Genomic DNA, 16,117 nt, shown 5'->3' with positions numbered 1-16,117 from the left:
GCCAGAAAGAAAGGGGCTCAACATGATCACTGACGAAGTGGCCCCGCTGCGCCACGAGGTCGAGCCGTGGTTCATGAGCGGCTTCGCGTTCCGCTGTGTCTGGGAGGCGCTCGGCCTCGACAATCTGCCGTCCCCGCTGTCGTACCGCCACCGCGGGCGGACCTACATGTCCGAGGTCGAGGCCGACCGCACCACCGTGCTGGCCCGGTTGCGCGCCAGCTTGAACCCGAACCGGGTTCGTATCCTTGAGGCTCTGCGCTATCCGGCATACCTGCTGCAGGGGTTCGGCCAGGTCGAGTCCGGCCAGGTGTACCGACTGCTCGGCGTGATCGGCACGACGGGTTACTGCGCGGTCATCACCCAGGACCCCAGCGAGCAGCTCATCTTCGGCGAAGACGTCCAGATCATCGGCTGCGTGAACATCGACTTTCCTCAGGTGGTCCTGGAAGCTCTCCCGGCCTATGAGCCGGGCACCCGGCCCCGTAAGGAAGAACTGCTCGAGGACGAGACTCCGGCATCGGCCCTGCGGGACGCGAAGATCACCGGCTCGATCGTGCTCAGTGGTTCTCCCGAGTTCACCATGGACTATCAACTCCTCAATGCCGATCACCTGACCCTGATCAACCTCGCCGACGACGGTGCGTACGTCGTGAACGAGGGCACGAAAGCGTTTCAGATCATCCCGGCGACGGTGCCCAATCTCATGCAGGTCTTCAAGAAGATCGAGAAGCGGCAATCAGAAGCCCTGGCGGAGAAGCTCTCTGCCGAGCAGGCGGACCGGGAGTTCGATGCCCTACCTTGACACCGTTTCCGTCTACGTACCCGAGGGTGCGGACAGCCAGGGCCGCCCGAAACATCTCGCGACTGCCGCCTCCGAGATGCAGTCGGTCCACGAGATGGTCGAGATGGCCGGGCGTCAGATCGACGGCTCCGCGCTGGCCGCGGCGGCAGACAGTATGGCCGCCTCCTTCCATTGCGGCACTCTGTATCAGGGCGAACATTTCTGGCCGATACAGAATTCACTCCAGCAGTCCATACTCGGCAGAACATCCGCCGGATCCGCCACAGAGATCCGCCAGTTCTGTTCGGGCGGCCTGTACGGCGTGATGCTCGCCGACGCCGTGCTGCAGGCGGGTTGGGCCGGCGACTATGCGATGGTGACCGGCGGCGACAGCATCTTCTACTTCGACCGGCACGAGTATGCGGCCAGCCCCGCCACCGAGGGTTCGCTGCTGGGAGACAGCGGCTTCTGCGCGCTGATGAATCGCGACCACGGGTTCGCCCGCGTTGTGTCTGCCGCCGCACGCTCGCACAATCCGTCTGCCGGCATGATGCACGGCAGGGCTGACGGTGCCATCGACGATCCGACGTTTCCGACCTTGGCGGATTGGATCGCCAGGTGGGAAGACTACGACCGGCGCGGTCAAGGCACGGTGAGAGACAACGCGATAGCCAGTTTCCGGGTGGCCGTCGACACCGTGACCGAATGCTACGAACGCGCAGGCGTGCAACCGGACGCCATCGATTGGTTCGCCCCGTCCTTCATCGAGCCGAGCTATGTCACGGACATGCTGGCCAAACAGACCTTCCTGCAACCTGCACCGGGGCTGTACGAGTTCGCCGCACAGTTCGGGCACCTGACCGTCTCGGATTTCGGCGTGAACCTCGCCTATCTGATGAACAACAGGATCGCCAAGGTGGGCGACCTGGTACTGCTGTTCGCCGCAGGGAATTTCGTCAACTGCGCCGCAGTGCTTCTGCGTATTGAGAAAGAGGTGACCCTGCCATTCAACATGCCGGCGTGACACCGAGATTCACATGAATGATCACCGCAGAGGAGAAAACTCATGACCAACCCGTGGAGCGGCCTGGACGCCGACACCGTGAACAAGAAGCTCTACCTCGACCCGACCGTCATCGCAGATGTCAACAGGGTCTTCGAACCGTATGAGGAGAGTCTCGAAACCCTCATCGGCGATTCGCTCGACGAGACCACGGGATATTTCGGAACGCCGGAAAATCCCCTGGCAGGTCTTGTTCAGAAGGTGTTCGACGCCCGCGGCAAGGAATTGACCGATTACCTGAAGGAGCAGCTGTCGCAGACGCAGGGCTTCGTCAAGACTGCCCGGGATGCGGCGGAGGCCATGCGGACCTCCGAGAACGACTAGACAGAGTACGGACGGGACGGCGTAGAACACCATGAGCGGCTTCGGTAACTACCTCGGCGCCACGATGGGCACGAGCACCAACGAAGAGGGCAAAAGTGGCGCCGTCTATGACAACGCCTTCGTCACCAACTCCAACTACCCCAAACGCGCTGCGCTGATCGGCGAGGACGGCAAGTTCGTCCAGTTGGACTCAGATCTGCAGGACGAGAACAAGGTCGCCGAGTACAAGCCGAACAGCGCGCTGCTCGGCGAAGTCCCCGGATTGATATCGGACAACAGCACGTACCTGGAGGTGCAGGACAAACTCTCCGGTCCCGAGTCCCTGAACTGGGAGGGCAAGTCCTTCATCTTCATGCGCAAGGAGAGGGACTCGCTCAATCCCGGCAAGATCGAACAGCTGGGCAAGGACTGGACGGAACACGGCGAGACACTGAAGACGACCTCCAAGGATTTCAAGGAGACCGTCAACAAGACGATCGAGGGAAAGTGGTCCGGTGAGAGCGCCGCGGCCGCCGAAGCGGCCTCCAAACAGGTGACCAAGACCTCGATCTACGACTTCACCCTGGCTTCCGACGCGATCGCCGACAGACTGACCGTGCTCCACGATGCGTTCACCAGTCTTCGGGACCAGTTCCCGACCTACGCCAACGACCAGTTGATCGAAAAAGGTGATTTCGACAAGGCGAAGCTCGACGCGAAGATCGCCGATTTCAATTCCAAGTACCACATCGACGGCAGTGGCTACCTGCGCAACAACGATGACGGTTACGTGACCGCGGCCGACGCGCTCAAACAGCTGGACGAGATCAACCGCTCCATCGACGCCTATCAGAAGGCGGTTCAGCTGTTTCAGAACATCTACAACCCGACCGTCGGGGCGGTCACGAAGAATTTCCCCAACCTGCCGACCCCGCCGAACATGAAGTACGGGGATCCGACCGCTCCGGGTGGCCCGGGCGGCGATCCCTCCGGCCCTGGCGGGCCCGGTGGCACCAGCCCCTTCAAGCCCGGTGGCGGCAGCGGCATCAAGCCCTTCGACCAGTCCGCCTTGGACAAGTTGAAGACCGACAAGCCGACCGACCTCGACAAGTACAAGCCGATCGACCAGAAGCCCACGGACCAGAACGATTCCACGACCGATCCCACCAAGGATGCCTTGGACAGCCTGACCGATCCGGTCAAGTCCGCGATCGACTCGGCCACCAACGCCGCCAAGGATGCGTTGGGCCAGGCGATGGACGCCGCCAAGAACGCCGCGGGGCAGAACCCGTTGGGGCAGGGAATGCAAGGTCCGCCGGAGGGCGTCCTCGGCCTCGGGCCACAGGGGCTCGGCGGTGCGGGTGCGGGCAAGGGCGCAGGCGGGGCCGGTGGCGGAGTTCCCCTGCGCGGTATGCCAAGTGGTCTTCCGACCACGGCACCCGCGACCACTGCGGCAAAGGTCACCGCCCCGGCCGCCGCGGCGGGCCTGGGCGCGGGCGCGGGCAGCCCCGGTGCGGGTGCTCCGGCTGCCGGCCAGCGCGGCGATCAGAACGGCAAGGGCCACCAGGTCAACAAGGCACTGCGCCGCAAGAAGAACGGCAAGGACGTCATCGGCGACGCGGACGCGTCGGTTCCGGTGGTCGGGGCGAACGAGGAGGCGGAGCAGCCCGAGAACGCGCCCGCCGAGCAGTCCGAGTTCCGTCGCCGTATCCCGCAGCGGGACGGTACCTGGCAGCCCAGCTCGGCAGTCCAGCCCGGTCCGGCGCGCCCGGCCCGTACACCGCAGTTCACGCAGGAACGCTCGGAGTGAAGCCTCAGGGCTTGTCTTGTTGTTCCAGAGCGTCGGCGGTGACCCGCAGGCCCTCGGCGTAGTAGTCGAGCAGGTTGGTCTTGGCGGTGATCGACCCGTCGACCCAATCCAGCTGCGCCTTATAGCCTTTGTCGCCGCTGGCGAACCTGTTGCCGATCTTGTCGTGCCCCCAGGCCTCACCCTCACCGCCGAGGAACTGCATCAGAGCCGAGTGCACGGCTTTCATGTCGTTGCTGACAAAGGCGAGGTATTGCGCGGTGCCCCGCAACTCGGCAGGGGTGACACCCAGCGGCACGGTCATCGCACACTCCTCACGGTGGGGTAGTCGTCCGGTTCTTCCTCGCCGTCGCCATGCGGCACCCGCACCGGCGTATGGGGCGACAACAGATCTCGGATGTCGGGGGCGCCGTCGACGATGTCGGACAGCGAGGGCATCTCCTCGCGCCGTCGCGCCAGCGGCGCAAGGAGTTCCGCGATCTTGCGCTCGACGTCGCGGGCGGCTTCCTGGGCCGCGACGGTGATGTGCCCTCCCAGATCGGCCAGCTCATGTTCATCCAGATAGGATTTGCCGACCGCGGTCCGGATCACCACACCGTCGGAGTCGACGGTGACCGCCACGGTCCCGTCGGCGCGAGTGACTGTGGCGGACAACGCCGCCCGCGCCTTCTCGACCTCGGCGAGCTCGGCGAACTGTTCCTGTACGAGCGCAAGCGCATTGATGAGTTCGTGCCGTGCCGCATCGCTGTCCATGCCTAGTCCCCGTCTCCCCCAGCGGCCGCCGATGCGCCGCCGCCATCGGGCGTCGAAGCCTTGGTGCTGCGCGCCGCGGCTCTACCCCGCACGCCTCCGGTGACGGCAGTGGGCACCGATCCGAGGACTGAGACGGGGTCGATGGGCTGACCGGTGGCCAGTGCGCCTGTCACCTTCTTCGACATGCCGGCGACGTAACCGACGGCAGCACCTTTCAGTGCCGAATTGCCCAGTGCGCGCTGGCCGTAGATGCTGACGGTGCCCTGGGTCGCGCCGCCCACGGTATTGGCCAGTGCGACGACCCCGAGCCGGTTCCAGTCGACGCCGGTCTGATGCCCGTTGGACTGCTGTACCCCTTGAATGAACACTTCTTGTCCCAGGGCTTCGGCGGCCTCGACGCCGGCCTTCTTGATGATGCGGTGCACGGTCGTCTTCGTCATCGCCTTGCCCAGATCGGTCATGACGTCTTTGAGCAGCACCGCCACCATCCGCTGGATCGCGGCGGACGTCGTCGTCTCGATGAGCGGAATCTGGGCTGCCGATGCGCCGAAGGTCACTGACGTCTGAGCCAGTGCCCAGGAGATCTCGAATGCCGCGATCGCCAGCGAGGTCAAGATCTGGAGCTTGGTGTATTCGATGTTTTTGCCGGTGCTTTCGGCGAGCGTCCCGAGCGCCGCCATCGCATCGGCGAGTTTGTCGACCGTGGCGTCGCCGTCGAACAACATCGCAAACTGCTTGTCCGCGGCGCCGGCCGTGACGCCCTGCAGGACCGAACTCGTGCTGGCCCGCATCCGGTTCAGTTCGGGTATCAGATCTCTCAATTGTTCGGCGCGATCACCCCATTCACCGCCGATGCGGTACATGGCGTCTTCGTCGCCCTTCGGCCATTGCGATCCGACGAGGTAGGACACCCACTGTAAAGGGCCGGGAATCTGCAGGGTCACGCGATCCCCCGTCGGCGAAAAGTTCCGTGCAGCATTGAGATTCAACGCTATTGCGCGCTACCGCACTCCGCCATTTCTGACGGCCTTGTTCGCCGAGAGTTCAGCTACCCGCCAGTTCTAGGTCAGAAGACCCGCCAAGCTCAGCTGGTTGGCCGCGGCATAGACCTGCGCGTCGGGACGGTCACCGAAAATCGCTGCGACGTCGTCCACCGTGGCGGTGCGCTCGGTGGCTGTCTCCAACAAGGCCTGGCACGCTTGCACCGTCGCTACTCCGGTCTGGGTCACCATATCGGCCACTGTCTCCTCCGGGGTCCAGATGGCCGGGAACGGCACGTCGAGTTCATCGGATGTGTCGGTGCTGCCGCGATACCACTGACCGTTCGACCACCAGAAGCAAAAACTGAGCAGCCCGTTGCGATTTCGGGTGTTCAGCACCGAGTCATTGACCCACGCAGGCGCTCCCCCGTAGAGATCGGGCAGCGGACCACCACCGTTGTAGGCGGCCTCCAGCAGTTCGGAGTTCCATTTGCCCCCGGAGAGCACCGCACGGTCACCGGGCAGCAGGAACAGCGTCGACCCGCTGCGAACATCACTCTCGAACCAGGCATAGCCGGGATAGATACGCGGGCCCCAACCCGATCCGGTTCCCTCGTAGGCAGCCGAGATCACCGCCCAGCGGGCCAGCAGGTCGGGAAGCGGCGGGATCTGGTCGGTGACGACGCCTTCGCGTCCGGCATCCTTGTCGGCGGCGGCCGCGGCCGCGGCCCGAGCCGCGTCGCGCCCCTGCGCATCGATCCCGGCGGTGTAGCCGGCCAGCCACACCGGCACCTGCCTACGCGGATAGGCGTCGAGGTCGTTGCGGTAGTGCTCGGCCGCAACGATCTGGTCGTCCGGGAACGGCTCGTCGCCATAGTCGTAGTCGACGGTCGCCTGACCGGTGTTGGTGACGTTCAACAGCAGTCGCCACCACGGTCCGGCACTCATGCGGGCCGAGACCTCGCGTTGTCGGCGCACCAGGTCGGCGATCGACTGGGGCACCGGGACCAGGCCGGTGCGGTCCTGTGCCCAGAACTGCAGCTGGGCGATCTGGGAGGTGACGGTGAAGGCGAACGTCGCGGAGAATTCCTCCCAGCCTTCCGGGCCGAGCTGAGCCAGCTGCTGCACGATCGAGTCGATGAGGCGGGACGCCTCCTCGGCCGTCGCGGTGTCTGAACTGGTCGGCGCGGCGCCGGCCGCCGGCGCGGGCGGCTCGTCGACGATCGTGAAGTCGGCGATCGCGGCGGGATCGTCGGCTGCGGCCAGTCGGAACTGGCGCTCGAACTCGGCCATGAAGGCCGACTCGTCAGAGGCGGCACCGTTCGAGGAGGCCGCACCGCTGGGCCGGGTCGCGGGTTCCTGTGCGCTGAACTGGTCGCGGGCCTGTTGCGGCGGGATCGACGACGACACCTCTTCGATGCGCCCGGAATCCCCGACCAGGAAGATCGACCGGCCGACCGGGATGTCGAGGAACGCCATCGGATCGCTGTCGTCGATGTCGACCGGTGCGTACACGCTCCAGCCCTTGTCGAACCGATCGGCCGCCAGACCGTCGGTCGGGTAGTCGAGCCCTCGGGTCCGGATCCAGTCCGTGACCAACGAGATTGCCTGTGCCGCTTCCATTGCCCCCTACCTTCCCAGCTTCTGCTGTTCGGCTTCGATTTCGTCGGCCAGCGCCGAGCGTTCGGCTTGTTGGCGCGCCAGCAGCTCGGCGCTGAATGCGGTCCAGGCCGCGTCCTGCTCGGACGTCATCTGAGTGCCGTGCACCTCGGACTCGACATCCGGATGAATCTCCAAGAACTGGTTGAACAGCGCACCCATCTCCCGGCTGTGCCTTCGGTTGAGCTCGATGCGTCGCGGGTCCATGCCTACTCCTCGTCACCCTCGTACAGCGCCAACTGGTCGAAAACCACCAACGCCACCCGTTCCGGGTCATCGGTCGGGTGCACCCGCAGCGTGTGGTGCGGATTCGGTGCATCGTCGACGATGATCACGTTCTTGATCCCGGCCGGGAGGTTCGCCGGCCAGTCGATCTCGTCGGTGGGCTCCTCGACCAGCACCCGCGCGCGCTTTCCGCGCAGGCCGGTCTGGTCATAGCGCAGCGGCGTGGGCTTCTGGCTGGTCATGTGCTGTCCTCTTCCTGATCCTGCGGACGGTCGTCGTCGGGCCCCCTCATGGGCGGCAGATCGGGCGGATTGTCCGGATCGATGCCGAGACCTGCGTTCACACTGCCACGGCTGCGGGTGGAGCTGGCAACGATGGCTTCATAGATCTCGTCGCCGACGCGCCCCTTGGCGCGGTTCCGCTCGACCAGCTGATCGAACGTCGGGTTCGGTTCGTTTTCGTTCAGCCATTCCGCCATCGCGCGGTCCGCCATCAGGGAGCGGGTCCAGGTGCGGATGGTCGCTCGCATCCCGTACATCGTCCTCGCCCGTTCCTCGGCGCTGACACCGTCGCGCAACAGCTGGTCCCGCAGCTCCCGCATCCGCAGCTCGTACGTGGTGTAGACGGTGCGGGTGTCCTCGTCGGACAGGGTCCCGGCAGAGTAGTGACTGTGCGTGGCGCCGTCGATGATGGCTTCGTAGACCGCGTCGCCCGACAGCCCTTTGCGTTCGTACCTGGCGACCAGATCCTCGAACGACGGATTGCTCTCGTTCGCCGACAGCCAGTCGGCGGCCGGGCGGTTCTCCATCAGCTCCCGGGTCCACGCCCGCAGCGAGCTGCGCAGGCCCGCCAGGGTCCTGGCGCGGTCCTCCGCGCTGACGCCGTCGCGGACCATCTGCTCGTTGAGCGCCCGCAGCCCGAGTTCGAACTGCGAATACACCGCACCGGTCTCGATGTCGGAAAGACTGCCCGGGGCCAGGCGGCTGTGGATCGAGGTGTCGACGATCGCCTCGAAGATCGCGTCCCCGGTCAATCCGCGTTCCGCATTGCGCGCGACCAGCTCCTCGAATGTCGGGTTGGTTGTGTTGCGCGACAGGAACTCTGCGGCGTCCTGGTTGCTCATGAGCTGATAGGCCCAGGTGCGCAACGAGTTCCGCAGTTCCGATAGCTGCCGGGCACGTTCCTCGGCGCCGACGCCCGCCTCGACGAGCCGGGCGTTCAGCTCGCGCATCCGCGCTTCGCCGTCGCTGAACGCCCCGATCGCCTGTGCCTCCGACAGGGAGCCGGATGCGTGGTCGGGAAGGCCGAGCAGGCTGAGCGGATCCGCCCCGGCGATCGGCAGATGCTTGACGAAGTCGATGGAGGTGTTGTCCAGCAGCCGACGTCCGAGATCCGGTTCAGCGTCGGTCTCCAGGATCGCGATGGCGATGGGCTCGGGCAGTCGGGGGTTGTCGACTTCCAATTGCGGCATCATCTCGTCGAGCACCGCCTGGCCTTCGGCGCTGAGCCCGTCGTACATGTCCTCGGCCCGCATCTTGATCTGATACAGAGCGCCTTGCAGGTTCTCGAGATCACTGCCCCAGGTGAACCCGCGACGTGCCCAGGCGTTGCTGCCCTGCCCCTCGGAGGTCAGTTCGATCCGGTGGACCCCGGACCGCACGTAGTGGCGCTCCAGTCCGTCCGACAGTGCCTTGGAGAACCCTTTGCCTCGGTGTTCTCCGTCGAGGGCCATCAGCGCGTTCTCGACCACGAGGTTGCCGTCCTGGTCGCGGGAGAACACCCGGTCGACGGACCCGATCTCGGTGTTGCCGTGCAGGATCGTCCCCGAGAGGAAGACCTCGCCGGTGTCAGGCGATGCCGTGGCCCGGAACTCGACGCGGTAGAGCCCATACGTTCCTGACAGACGCTCGGCAAGCTGTTGCAGGCGCTGCGGATCGGGGCTGTCGACCACGTCGCCGAGCGACACCGCAGAATCCTCCGGGCCGCCCGACACATCGCCGACGGAGTCGGCGGCACCCAGTCGCAACGGCACGTCGTGCAGCGGGTTCACTGCGTCGCCATTGGCGTCGAGATAGCCGACCGCGGTGCGATCGACGGCCGCCTGACCCCAGTGCGGCGGCCATCCCGACCGCTCGCCCGTCTCCCGATCGATCAGGTAGATCTCATCGCCGTCATTGACCGCCAGGTACGCATGCCCGCCGCTGCGTCCGCCCCGCCAGCGCGACGTCACCACAGCCGACGAGCCGTCACCCAGCCGCCGAAGCGTCTGGGCCACGTCGTCGTAGTCGGCAAATCGTGCCGTGGATCCGACAGCTTCGTACAGTGCCCGGGCCGGTACGCCGGTGCGGGTGGGTACGACGTCCACCCGGTAATCGCGGCCGTACCGCTCCGACAGCCGGTCGGTTACATCGTGTGCGCAGTTCTGCACGGGGTTCTGCGCCTCGGCGGTGGCAAGGAGGCCTTGGACGTCACCGATCGCATAGCCGGCATCGGAGTCGACGTACCTGACGGCGTGCCAGTTGGTGTTGGTGAGCAGCCTTTGGCCCAGGTCGGGATGGCCGGGAGCGGTCAGGCGGGCCAGGTCGATGGGCTCTGGCAGGCGTGGGTGGTCGGGTTCGAGCCGGTGGACAACCTCGTCGAGAACGTACTGCGCCTCGGGGCCGACCTGTGCCCGTAGCTTCTGGGCGGAGCTTTTGATGCTGTTCAGTGAATCCTGCAGTTTGGCTGCGTCCGGCGCCCAGCCGAAACCCCAACTGGCCCAGGCGTACGCGCCGTCCCAGGCGGCTTCCATCTCGATCCGGTCGACGCCCGAGTGCACATAATAGGGCTCCAACTGTTTGGCCAGGGCCTTGGAGAATCCCTTTCCGCGATGGGACGCACTGGTGATCTCGATCATCCCGTGGAAGGCGACCAGATTGCCCGCGGCGTCACGGTGATACGACCAGTAGATGGTTCCGATGCGCTTGCCGTCGCTCAGGATGTAGCCGGCGATCCCCGTGGCCTCGTCCGGCACCCGCTGCAGCTCGACCCGGAACGGCCCGTACACCCCGGAGAGATCCTGAGCCATCTGGTGTACCCGTTGCTGATCCGCTGCGTTGTCGACGACATCGCCGACAGGTTCGGCATACCGACTGTCCACCTGACGGGCGGCGGGATCCTGACCGCGATACTCCTGTTGCCTCGCCGGGTAATCGCTGTCCCCCGGATGACCTCGGACATCGCCGATCGCATCGGCGGCATCGAGGTACCTGACCCCGCTCCAGCGGGTTCCGGTCAACAGGTCGCGGCCCAGCTGCGGTTCCTGATCAGTGGCGAGGGCTGCCACATCGAAGGGCTCGGGGAGGTCCGGGCGGCGTGGATCAAGGCGCTGCACAAGGTCATCGAGAACCGCACGCACCTCCGGACTGACCTGATCGCGCAGTTGCAGTGCTGCGTTCCTGACGCTGTCGAGCGACGCCTGCAACTTCGCCGGATCGGGGTTCCAGCTGAAACCTTGACGGGCCCAGGCGTAGCCACCGTCCTGCTCGGTACGCAGCTCGACCCGGTCGACTCCGGAGATCGCGTAGTAGCGCTCCAGCTGCGTACGTAACCCCTTCGAGAAACCCTTGCCGCGGAAGTCTTCGTCGGGAATCTCGATCACGTTCTGATGAGCGACCAGATTGCCGTCCCCGTCGCGGACGAAGGTCACCTGCATGAACCCGATTTCCTCATCACCGTTGAGGATCGCGCCACCGACGATGACTTCACCGGACCGCTCGTCGGCTATCGCGCGGAACATCTCGACGCGGTACGGGCCGTACACACCCGACAGATCCGCGGCCAGTTGCTGCACCTGTCCGGTATCGAGGTTGTCGACGATATGCCCGAGTGGTTCGAGGTAGGTGGTGTCGACCCGGCGGGAGGTGGGGTCTTGCGCCCGGTAGTCCTGTTGTCTGGTCAGGAAGCCGTCGGCGTCCGGCAGACCTTTGACATCGCCGACGCTGTCGGCGGCACGCAGTGAAACCTGTACGGGCTCATCGCCGATCGGGTGGACTGGCTCACCGTTCTCGTCGAGGTATCCGACGGCGGTGCGGTCTACCGCGGCCTCGCCCCAGTGCGGTGGCCACGGCGAGTACTTGCCGGTGCGTGGATCGAAGAGCCGCACCTGCCGGCCGTCGGTGACCGCGAGGTAGGCGTGGCCACCCTGACGGCCGCCACCGGACGCCCAGCGCGACACCACGATTGCCGAGGACCCGGCGGGCCTGCCCAGCAGTTCGGCCTCGATGTCGGCATAGGTCGCGAACTGGGAGCGGGACTGCGCCGCCTCGAACAGCGCCCAGGCAGGCACCCCCGTACTCGACGGTGCGACGGACAGATCGAAGGGCCTGCCGTAGAGCGTCGACAGCTCGCCGGCCACCCCGTAGGCGCAGTTGTCGCTGCCTGTACTCGCAGTCGAGTCACGCCCGAACAGGTTCTGCAGCCAGCCTTTCAGGCCGGTGCGCGTCGGAGCGACGGGTGTGGAGTCCAGATACTTGGCGTAGTGCACGCCGTTACGGCCCGGCACCGCCCCGGTACCGTCCAGCAGGCGCCTGCCCAGATCAGGTTCGGCGGCGGTGGTCAGGTTGGCCAGGTCGATGGGTTCGGGCAACCGCGGGTTGGCTGGATTCAGCTGTTGCACAACCTGATCCAGGAGCGCCTTGGCCTCGTCGCCGACGGACTCGCGCAGCGACGCGGCCGACATCTTCACCCGGTCCAACGACTCCTGCAGTTGGCGAGTACCCGGATCCCAGGCATAACCCCGTCGGGCCCAGGCGAAGGCGCCCTTGTCGTGAGTGGTCAGCTCGATCCGGTCGAAACCGGAGTGCACGTAGAAGCGTTCGAGCTCGGAGGTCACCGCCTTCGAGAATCCCCTGCCGCGCAACGGCGTGCCGTCGGGCAACTTCTCATCGATGACGAAGCCGCTGTGATACGCGACGAGGTTGCCGGCGCTGTCCCTGTCGAACGACCGCTGGACCTTCCCGATCTTGACGTCGCCGTCGAAGATGTCGCCGGTCAGCATGACCTCGCGCGGCAGGTTCACCGCGCTGAATTCGATGCGGTAAGGCCCGTACACGCCGGACAGGTCCTCGGCGAGCCGGCGAACCCTGGCGTGGTCAGAGACGTTGTCGACCACGTCACCCAGCGGCTCGGCATAGCGGGTGTCCACCAGCCGCGTGGCGCGATCCTGCGCGCGATACTCGGCCTGTCGCCGGGTGAAGTCCGGATCAGTCTGGGGGCCTTGCACATTGCCGACCGCATCGGCCGCGTCGAGCTGTAGCGGCACATCGGTGGTCATCGGCCCGACCGGGTCGCCGTTGGTCTGTAGATAGCCGACAGCGGTCTGGGTCACCGCGTGCTGACCCCAGTGCGGGGGCCACGGCGAGTACTTCCGGGTGTGCGGGTCGTACAGCTGCACCTGACCGTCGACCTTTACGGCCAGATAGGCGTGACCCCCCTGCCGTCCACCGGCCCACTGCGACGTCAGCACGGCCACCCGAAGCGACGGGTCACCCAGCAGTCTGGCCTCGACCTCGTCGTAGGTCGCGAACGTTGCATCGGATCCGACGGCCTGGAACAGTGCCCGCGCCGGCACACCGCGCCGCGACGGGGTGGCGTCCAGGCCGAACGTGCGGCCGAACAGCGTCGACAACTCGTCGGCGACCGTGACGGCGCAGTTGGGCGGCCGGCGCCACAGCGCGTTCCAGAATCGTCGGCCCCCCACTCGATCTCCGGCGGGTTCGACGGTGCGCAGCAATGGCTGCCGGCGGCTGCGTCCCATCTCGGTGCGGTGCTGCTCGGTGGTGACGGCATCGGTGGGCCCGGCGGCGACGCGCCCGAGATTCGTCGTCGCTTCCGTGTTCAGGAAGTACGTGTGGTGGGTGCCGCCCGTGAGCAGGCGGTTCATGCCCGACGGCGGCTCGGCGGTGACCCGCACGGCGCCAAAGGAATCCATCGCCGGGTCAGTGCCGAGGCCGATTCCGAGGATCCGGCCGTTGGAGCCGGAGGTACGCCCGCCCAACGCGGTGACGACATCTCGCGATGAGGAGGCGACGAACACGTTGTCTGCGCCGATGCCGAACTCGCCGGCGGTACGCACCGGGCCCGCCCCGGGTGAGCCGACCAGGGACACGGTCCGGACCTGCCCGGCCAATCTCCCGTTCTGACCGGCATATCCGGTGGTGGTCGAACCGTAGGAGTAGCCGAAGACGTGGTTGCCGGTGAAGTGGCTGCCGTCGCCGGCGAGTGTGTCGCGGGCGGCGTTGAATGACGTGATGTCGCTGTAGAGGATGTCACCGCCGGTGCGGGCCATGCCGTGCCCGGCGGCCCGCAAGGTGCTCCAACCGCTGGGGGCGTCGTAGCCGACCCACGCGATCGACGCCGCCGACAATCCCGGGTTCTCCTGCTGCACGGCCTGCAGGTGATGGAGTGCGGAGGTGGTGTTGAAGCCGAGCAGCGAGTCCACCGTGGTACCGACACCCGGCACGTGCCAGGACACCGAGTCCGCGGTGTAAGGGTCCGCGCCGTAGCTGAGTACAGCCCGTCCGTCGCCGCCGAATTCTGTCGTATCAAAGGCCAGCAGCATCGGTCCGTCCACCCCGGCCTGTGCGGCGTCGACGTCTGCCTTGCGCAACGCGAGATCGAGTTTGTCCATCCGGCGGAGGAACTTCTTCTCCGCACCGCTCAGCCGTTCCCCCCGATCCGCCTTCGACTGGACGGCATCCGCCTGTTCCCGCATCTGTTGCAGGACATTGCGGTTCGCGCGGTCGCGGTCGGCAGCGCTGATCCCTTCGGCGTTGCCGATGTGCTGCGGGTATGTCTCTATGACGGCGCTGCGTTGCTCGTCGGTCAGGCCGGACCACCAGCGGGCATTGTTGGCCGCCCGCGCCGACGCCTCCTCGGCCGGCCCCATCGGGTTGCGAAGTTCGTCGGGCCGCACCGGCGGAATCCGCCGCGCCAAGGCATCGTCGGCCACCTGCCGAACCGTCTCGCTGAGGGCGGTTTCCGGCGCAGTCACCGAACTTTCATGCTCGGTGGACGATCGCGTGGGTGCATCTCCGAGCATGCTCCCGGTTCGGCCCGGATGGTCGGTGGCGACCCAGTCCACACCGAGGTCCCGGGCGAACTGCACGTCGGCCTCGTTGTTGACCGTCCAGCAGTAGGTGGCCAGTCCTCGCGCGGCGGCCGCCCCGACGAGTTCGGGATTGTTGCGCAGCGTTTCGATGGACGGGCCGATGGCTGTGGCACCCACGATGCCGGCCAGGTACCGGGCCGACGGGCCCAGCAGTACGGTGGGGACGTCCGGGGCGGCCATGCGAACCCGAACCAACGCGTCCGGGTAGAACGAGATCACCGCCGCCTTCACCAACTGGTCCGACCCCGGATTCGTCAGCCCGTGCCGTTCCAGCGCGGCGACCACCTCGCGCTCGATCTTCAAACCTTGCTGCGCAGGATGTTTGGTTTCGATGAACAACGTCACCGGCCGGTCCGCATCCTGGGCGAGCTGGATGAACTCGTCGAGGGTCAGAATGCCGTGACCGTCGAAGTCGAGCGCCTGCAGCTCGGCCAGCGTCATGTCGCCGACCCGGCCGGTGCCGTTCGACGTGCGGTCCACGGTCTTGTCGTGGATCAGCACCAACTCACCGTCTTTGGTGAGCCGGACATCGCATTCGAGCGCGTCGGCCCCCTGCCGCAAGGCTTCGGTGTACGCGGCCCGGGTCTGCTCCGGGAAGTCGTGGGAAGCGCCCCGGTGGGCGACCACCTGCGTTCCGGCCCGCTCCGCCGGAGTCCGCGAGTCCGCCTGGGTGACAACCTGATTACCGGTGAACGGTCCTGGCTCTCCCAATGTTCGGCGGGTTGCGTGGAATGCGGTGAGGTCCCGGTACAGTGCCCCGCTGTCACCGATCCAGGCAATGGCGGCCGAGTCCTGCGCTCCGGAGGTGTGCAGCCCGTCGAGAGCACGGACGGTCACGGTGCCCAGCTGCTCGATCGATCCGCGTGCGGTCTGCCAGGTCACGCTTGAGGCGTGGTACGGATCGGCGCCGAAGCTGATGACGGCGTGGCCACTGCCGTTGAAGGCCGAGGTGTCCAGGGCAAGCACCAGCGGGGGATCGAGGCCGGCCCGCGCCGCGTCGGCGTCGGCCTGCCGTACCGCGAGGTCGAGCCGGTCGATGCGTTCCAGGAAGGCACGTTCTTCGCGGGTGGTCTGCCCGAACTGATCGAGTTTGGTCCGGATGTGGTCGGCCCGGTCCCGGTAGTGCTGCAACGCAGCACGATTCGCGGTGTCGCGTTCGGCGGCCGGCCTGTTGTCGATGTTCCCGTGCGCCAGACCTTCGGGGAGTCCCTGGACCCTGCCGATGGCGGCCGCGGCGAACTGGTTGTGCCAGCGCCCTCGGTGGACAGGTTCGCCGTTACTGCGCAGGTAGCCGACGGCGGTCTGCGTCACCGCGTCCTGTCCCCAGTGCGGGGGCCATCCCGAATACTGCCGGGTGTGCGGGTCGAACAGGTACACCCGGCCGTCGATGTTGACC

The 16,117-nt window shown here is 66.4% G+C and carries 11 protein-coding genes and 2 pseudogenes; 4 read left to right on the top strand and 9 right to left on the bottom strand.

The window, feature by feature from the left end; all coding sequences use genetic code 11:
- Positions 1 to 22 precede the first annotated feature (22 nt).
- From ACNQR1_RS04805 to ACNQR1_RS04790, 4 genes are all read left to right on the top strand, one after another.
- Positions 23 to 802: an ESX secretion-associated protein EspG gene (locus tag ACNQR1_RS04805; RefSeq protein ID WP_418044483.1), complete on the top strand. Its 780-nt coding sequence runs from the start codon at positions 23 to 25 to the stop codon at positions 800 to 802.
- A gap of 94 nt (positions 803 to 896) precedes the next feature.
- Positions 897 to 1,805, top strand: a complete 909-nt coding sequence (locus tag ACNQR1_RS04800; RefSeq protein WP_418044482.1) for a 3-oxoacyl-[acyl-carrier-protein] synthase III C-terminal domain-containing protein — start codon at positions 897 to 899, stop codon at positions 1,803 to 1,805.
- 42 nt (positions 1,806 to 1,847) lie between these two features.
- Positions 1,848 to 2,168, top strand: coding sequence for a hypothetical protein (locus tag ACNQR1_RS04795; RefSeq protein ID WP_418044481.1), 321 nt, complete (start codon positions 1,848 to 1,850; stop codon positions 2,166 to 2,168).
- Positions 2,169 to 2,199: 31 nt separating this feature from the next.
- The gene (locus ACNQR1_RS04790; protein WP_418044480.1) at positions 2,200 to 3,957 is read left to right on the top strand and encodes a hypothetical protein; all 1,758 of its coding nucleotides are present in this window, start codon (positions 2,200 to 2,202) and stop codon (positions 3,955 to 3,957) included.
- A gap of 4 nt (positions 3,958 to 3,961) precedes the next feature.
- Here ACNQR1_RS04790 and ACNQR1_RS04785 read toward each other — a convergent pair whose 3' ends face one another.
- The 9 genes and pseudogenes from ACNQR1_RS04785 to ACNQR1_RS04745 all read right to left on the bottom strand — a co-directional run.
- Positions 3,962 to 4,258, bottom strand: a complete 297-nt coding sequence (locus tag ACNQR1_RS04785; protein ID WP_418044479.1) for a hypothetical protein — start codon at positions 4,256 to 4,258, stop codon at positions 3,962 to 3,964.
- On the bottom strand, positions 4,255 to 4,707 hold the full coding sequence (locus tag ACNQR1_RS04780) for a YbaB/EbfC family nucleoid-associated protein (RefSeq protein ID WP_418044478.1): 453 nt from the start codon (positions 4,705 to 4,707) through the stop codon (positions 4,255 to 4,257). Before ACNQR1_RS04780 ends, ACNQR1_RS04785 begins: the two co-directional genes overlap by 4 nt.
- A 2-nt stretch (positions 4,708 to 4,709) precedes the next feature.
- Complete coding sequence (locus tag ACNQR1_RS04775) at positions 4,710 to 5,651, bottom strand: hypothetical protein (RefSeq protein WP_418044477.1); 942 nt, start codon at positions 5,649 to 5,651, stop codon at positions 4,710 to 4,712.
- Between the two features lie 117 nt (positions 5,652 to 5,768).
- Positions 5,769 to 7,310 (bottom strand): hypothetical protein, encoded by a 1,542-nt coding sequence (locus ACNQR1_RS04770; protein WP_418044476.1) that lies wholly within the window; start codon positions 7,308 to 7,310, stop codon positions 5,769 to 5,771.
- 6 nt (positions 7,311 to 7,316) lie between these two features.
- Entirely contained in the window at positions 7,317 to 7,553 is a 237-nt protein-coding gene (locus tag ACNQR1_RS04765) for a hypothetical protein (protein ID WP_418044475.1), read from the bottom strand.
- A gap of 2 nt (positions 7,554 to 7,555) precedes the next feature.
- Complete coding sequence (locus tag ACNQR1_RS04760) at positions 7,556 to 7,813, bottom strand: ubiD family decarboxylase (protein ID WP_418044474.1); 258 nt, start codon at positions 7,811 to 7,813, stop codon at positions 7,556 to 7,558.
- Positions 7,810 to 10,362 (bottom strand): toxin glutamine deamidase domain-containing protein, encoded by a 2,553-nt coding sequence (locus tag ACNQR1_RS04755; protein WP_418050275.1) that lies wholly within the window; start codon positions 10,360 to 10,362, stop codon positions 7,810 to 7,812. The genes ACNQR1_RS04760 and ACNQR1_RS04755 overlap by 4 nt, the downstream gene beginning before the upstream one ends.
- Before the next feature lie 3,258 nt (positions 10,363 to 13,620).
- Positions 13,621 to 14,121: pseudogene (locus tag ACNQR1_RS04750) on the bottom strand (alpha/beta hydrolase); the annotation flags it as partial.
- A gap of 525 nt (positions 14,122 to 14,646) precedes the next feature.
- Positions 14,647 to 15,348, bottom strand: a pseudogene (locus ACNQR1_RS04745) (glycerophosphodiester phosphodiesterase); the annotation flags it as partial.
- Between the last annotated feature and the right edge of the window lie 769 nt (positions 15,349 to 16,117).

This window comes from Mycobacterium sp. 48b (assembly GCF_048282725.1).
In the GTDB taxonomy this organism is placed as follows: domain Bacteria; phylum Actinomycetota; class Actinomycetes; order Mycobacteriales; family Mycobacteriaceae; genus Mycobacterium.
Note: the sequence above shows the minus strand (reverse complement) of the source record. Positions and strands in the feature narration are given on the sequence as shown.

Bases quoted from the DNA above. Each gene is read 5' to 3' on its own strand.
- ACNQR1_RS04765 (WP_418044475.1), bottom strand. From the start codon at position 7,553: ATGGACCCGCGACGCATCGAGCTCAACCGAAGGCACAGCCGGGAGATG.
- ACNQR1_RS04800 (WP_418044482.1), top strand. From the start codon at position 897: ATGGTCGAGATGGCCGGGCGTCAGATCGACGGCTCCGCGCTGGCCGCG.
- ACNQR1_RS04785 (WP_418044479.1), bottom strand. From the start codon at position 4,258: ATGACCGTGCCGCTGGGTGTCACCCCTGCCGAGTTGCGGGGCACCGCG.
- ACNQR1_RS04755 (WP_418050275.1), bottom strand. From the start codon at position 10,362: ATGGAAGCCGCCTGGGACGGCGCGTACGCCTGGGCCAGTTGGGGTTTC.
- ACNQR1_RS04790 (WP_418044480.1), top strand. From the start codon at position 2,200: ATGAGCGGCTTCGGTAACTACCTCGGCGCCACGATGGGCACGAGCACC.
- ACNQR1_RS04795 (WP_418044481.1), top strand. From the start codon at position 1,848: ATGACCAACCCGTGGAGCGGCCTGGACGCCGACACCGTGAACAAGAAG.
- ACNQR1_RS04760 (WP_418044474.1), bottom strand. From the start codon at position 7,813: ATGACCAGCCAGAAGCCCACGCCGCTGCGCTATGACCAGACCGGCCTG.
- ACNQR1_RS04805 (WP_418044483.1), top strand. From the start codon at position 23: ATGATCACTGACGAAGTGGCCCCGCTGCGCCACGAGGTCGAGCCGTGG.
- ACNQR1_RS04780 (WP_418044478.1), bottom strand. From the start codon at position 4,707: ATGGACAGCGATGCGGCACGGCACGAACTCATCAATGCGCTTGCGCTC.
- ACNQR1_RS04770 (WP_418044476.1), bottom strand. From the start codon at position 7,310: ATGGAAGCGGCACAGGCAATCTCGTTGGTCACGGACTGGATCCGGACC.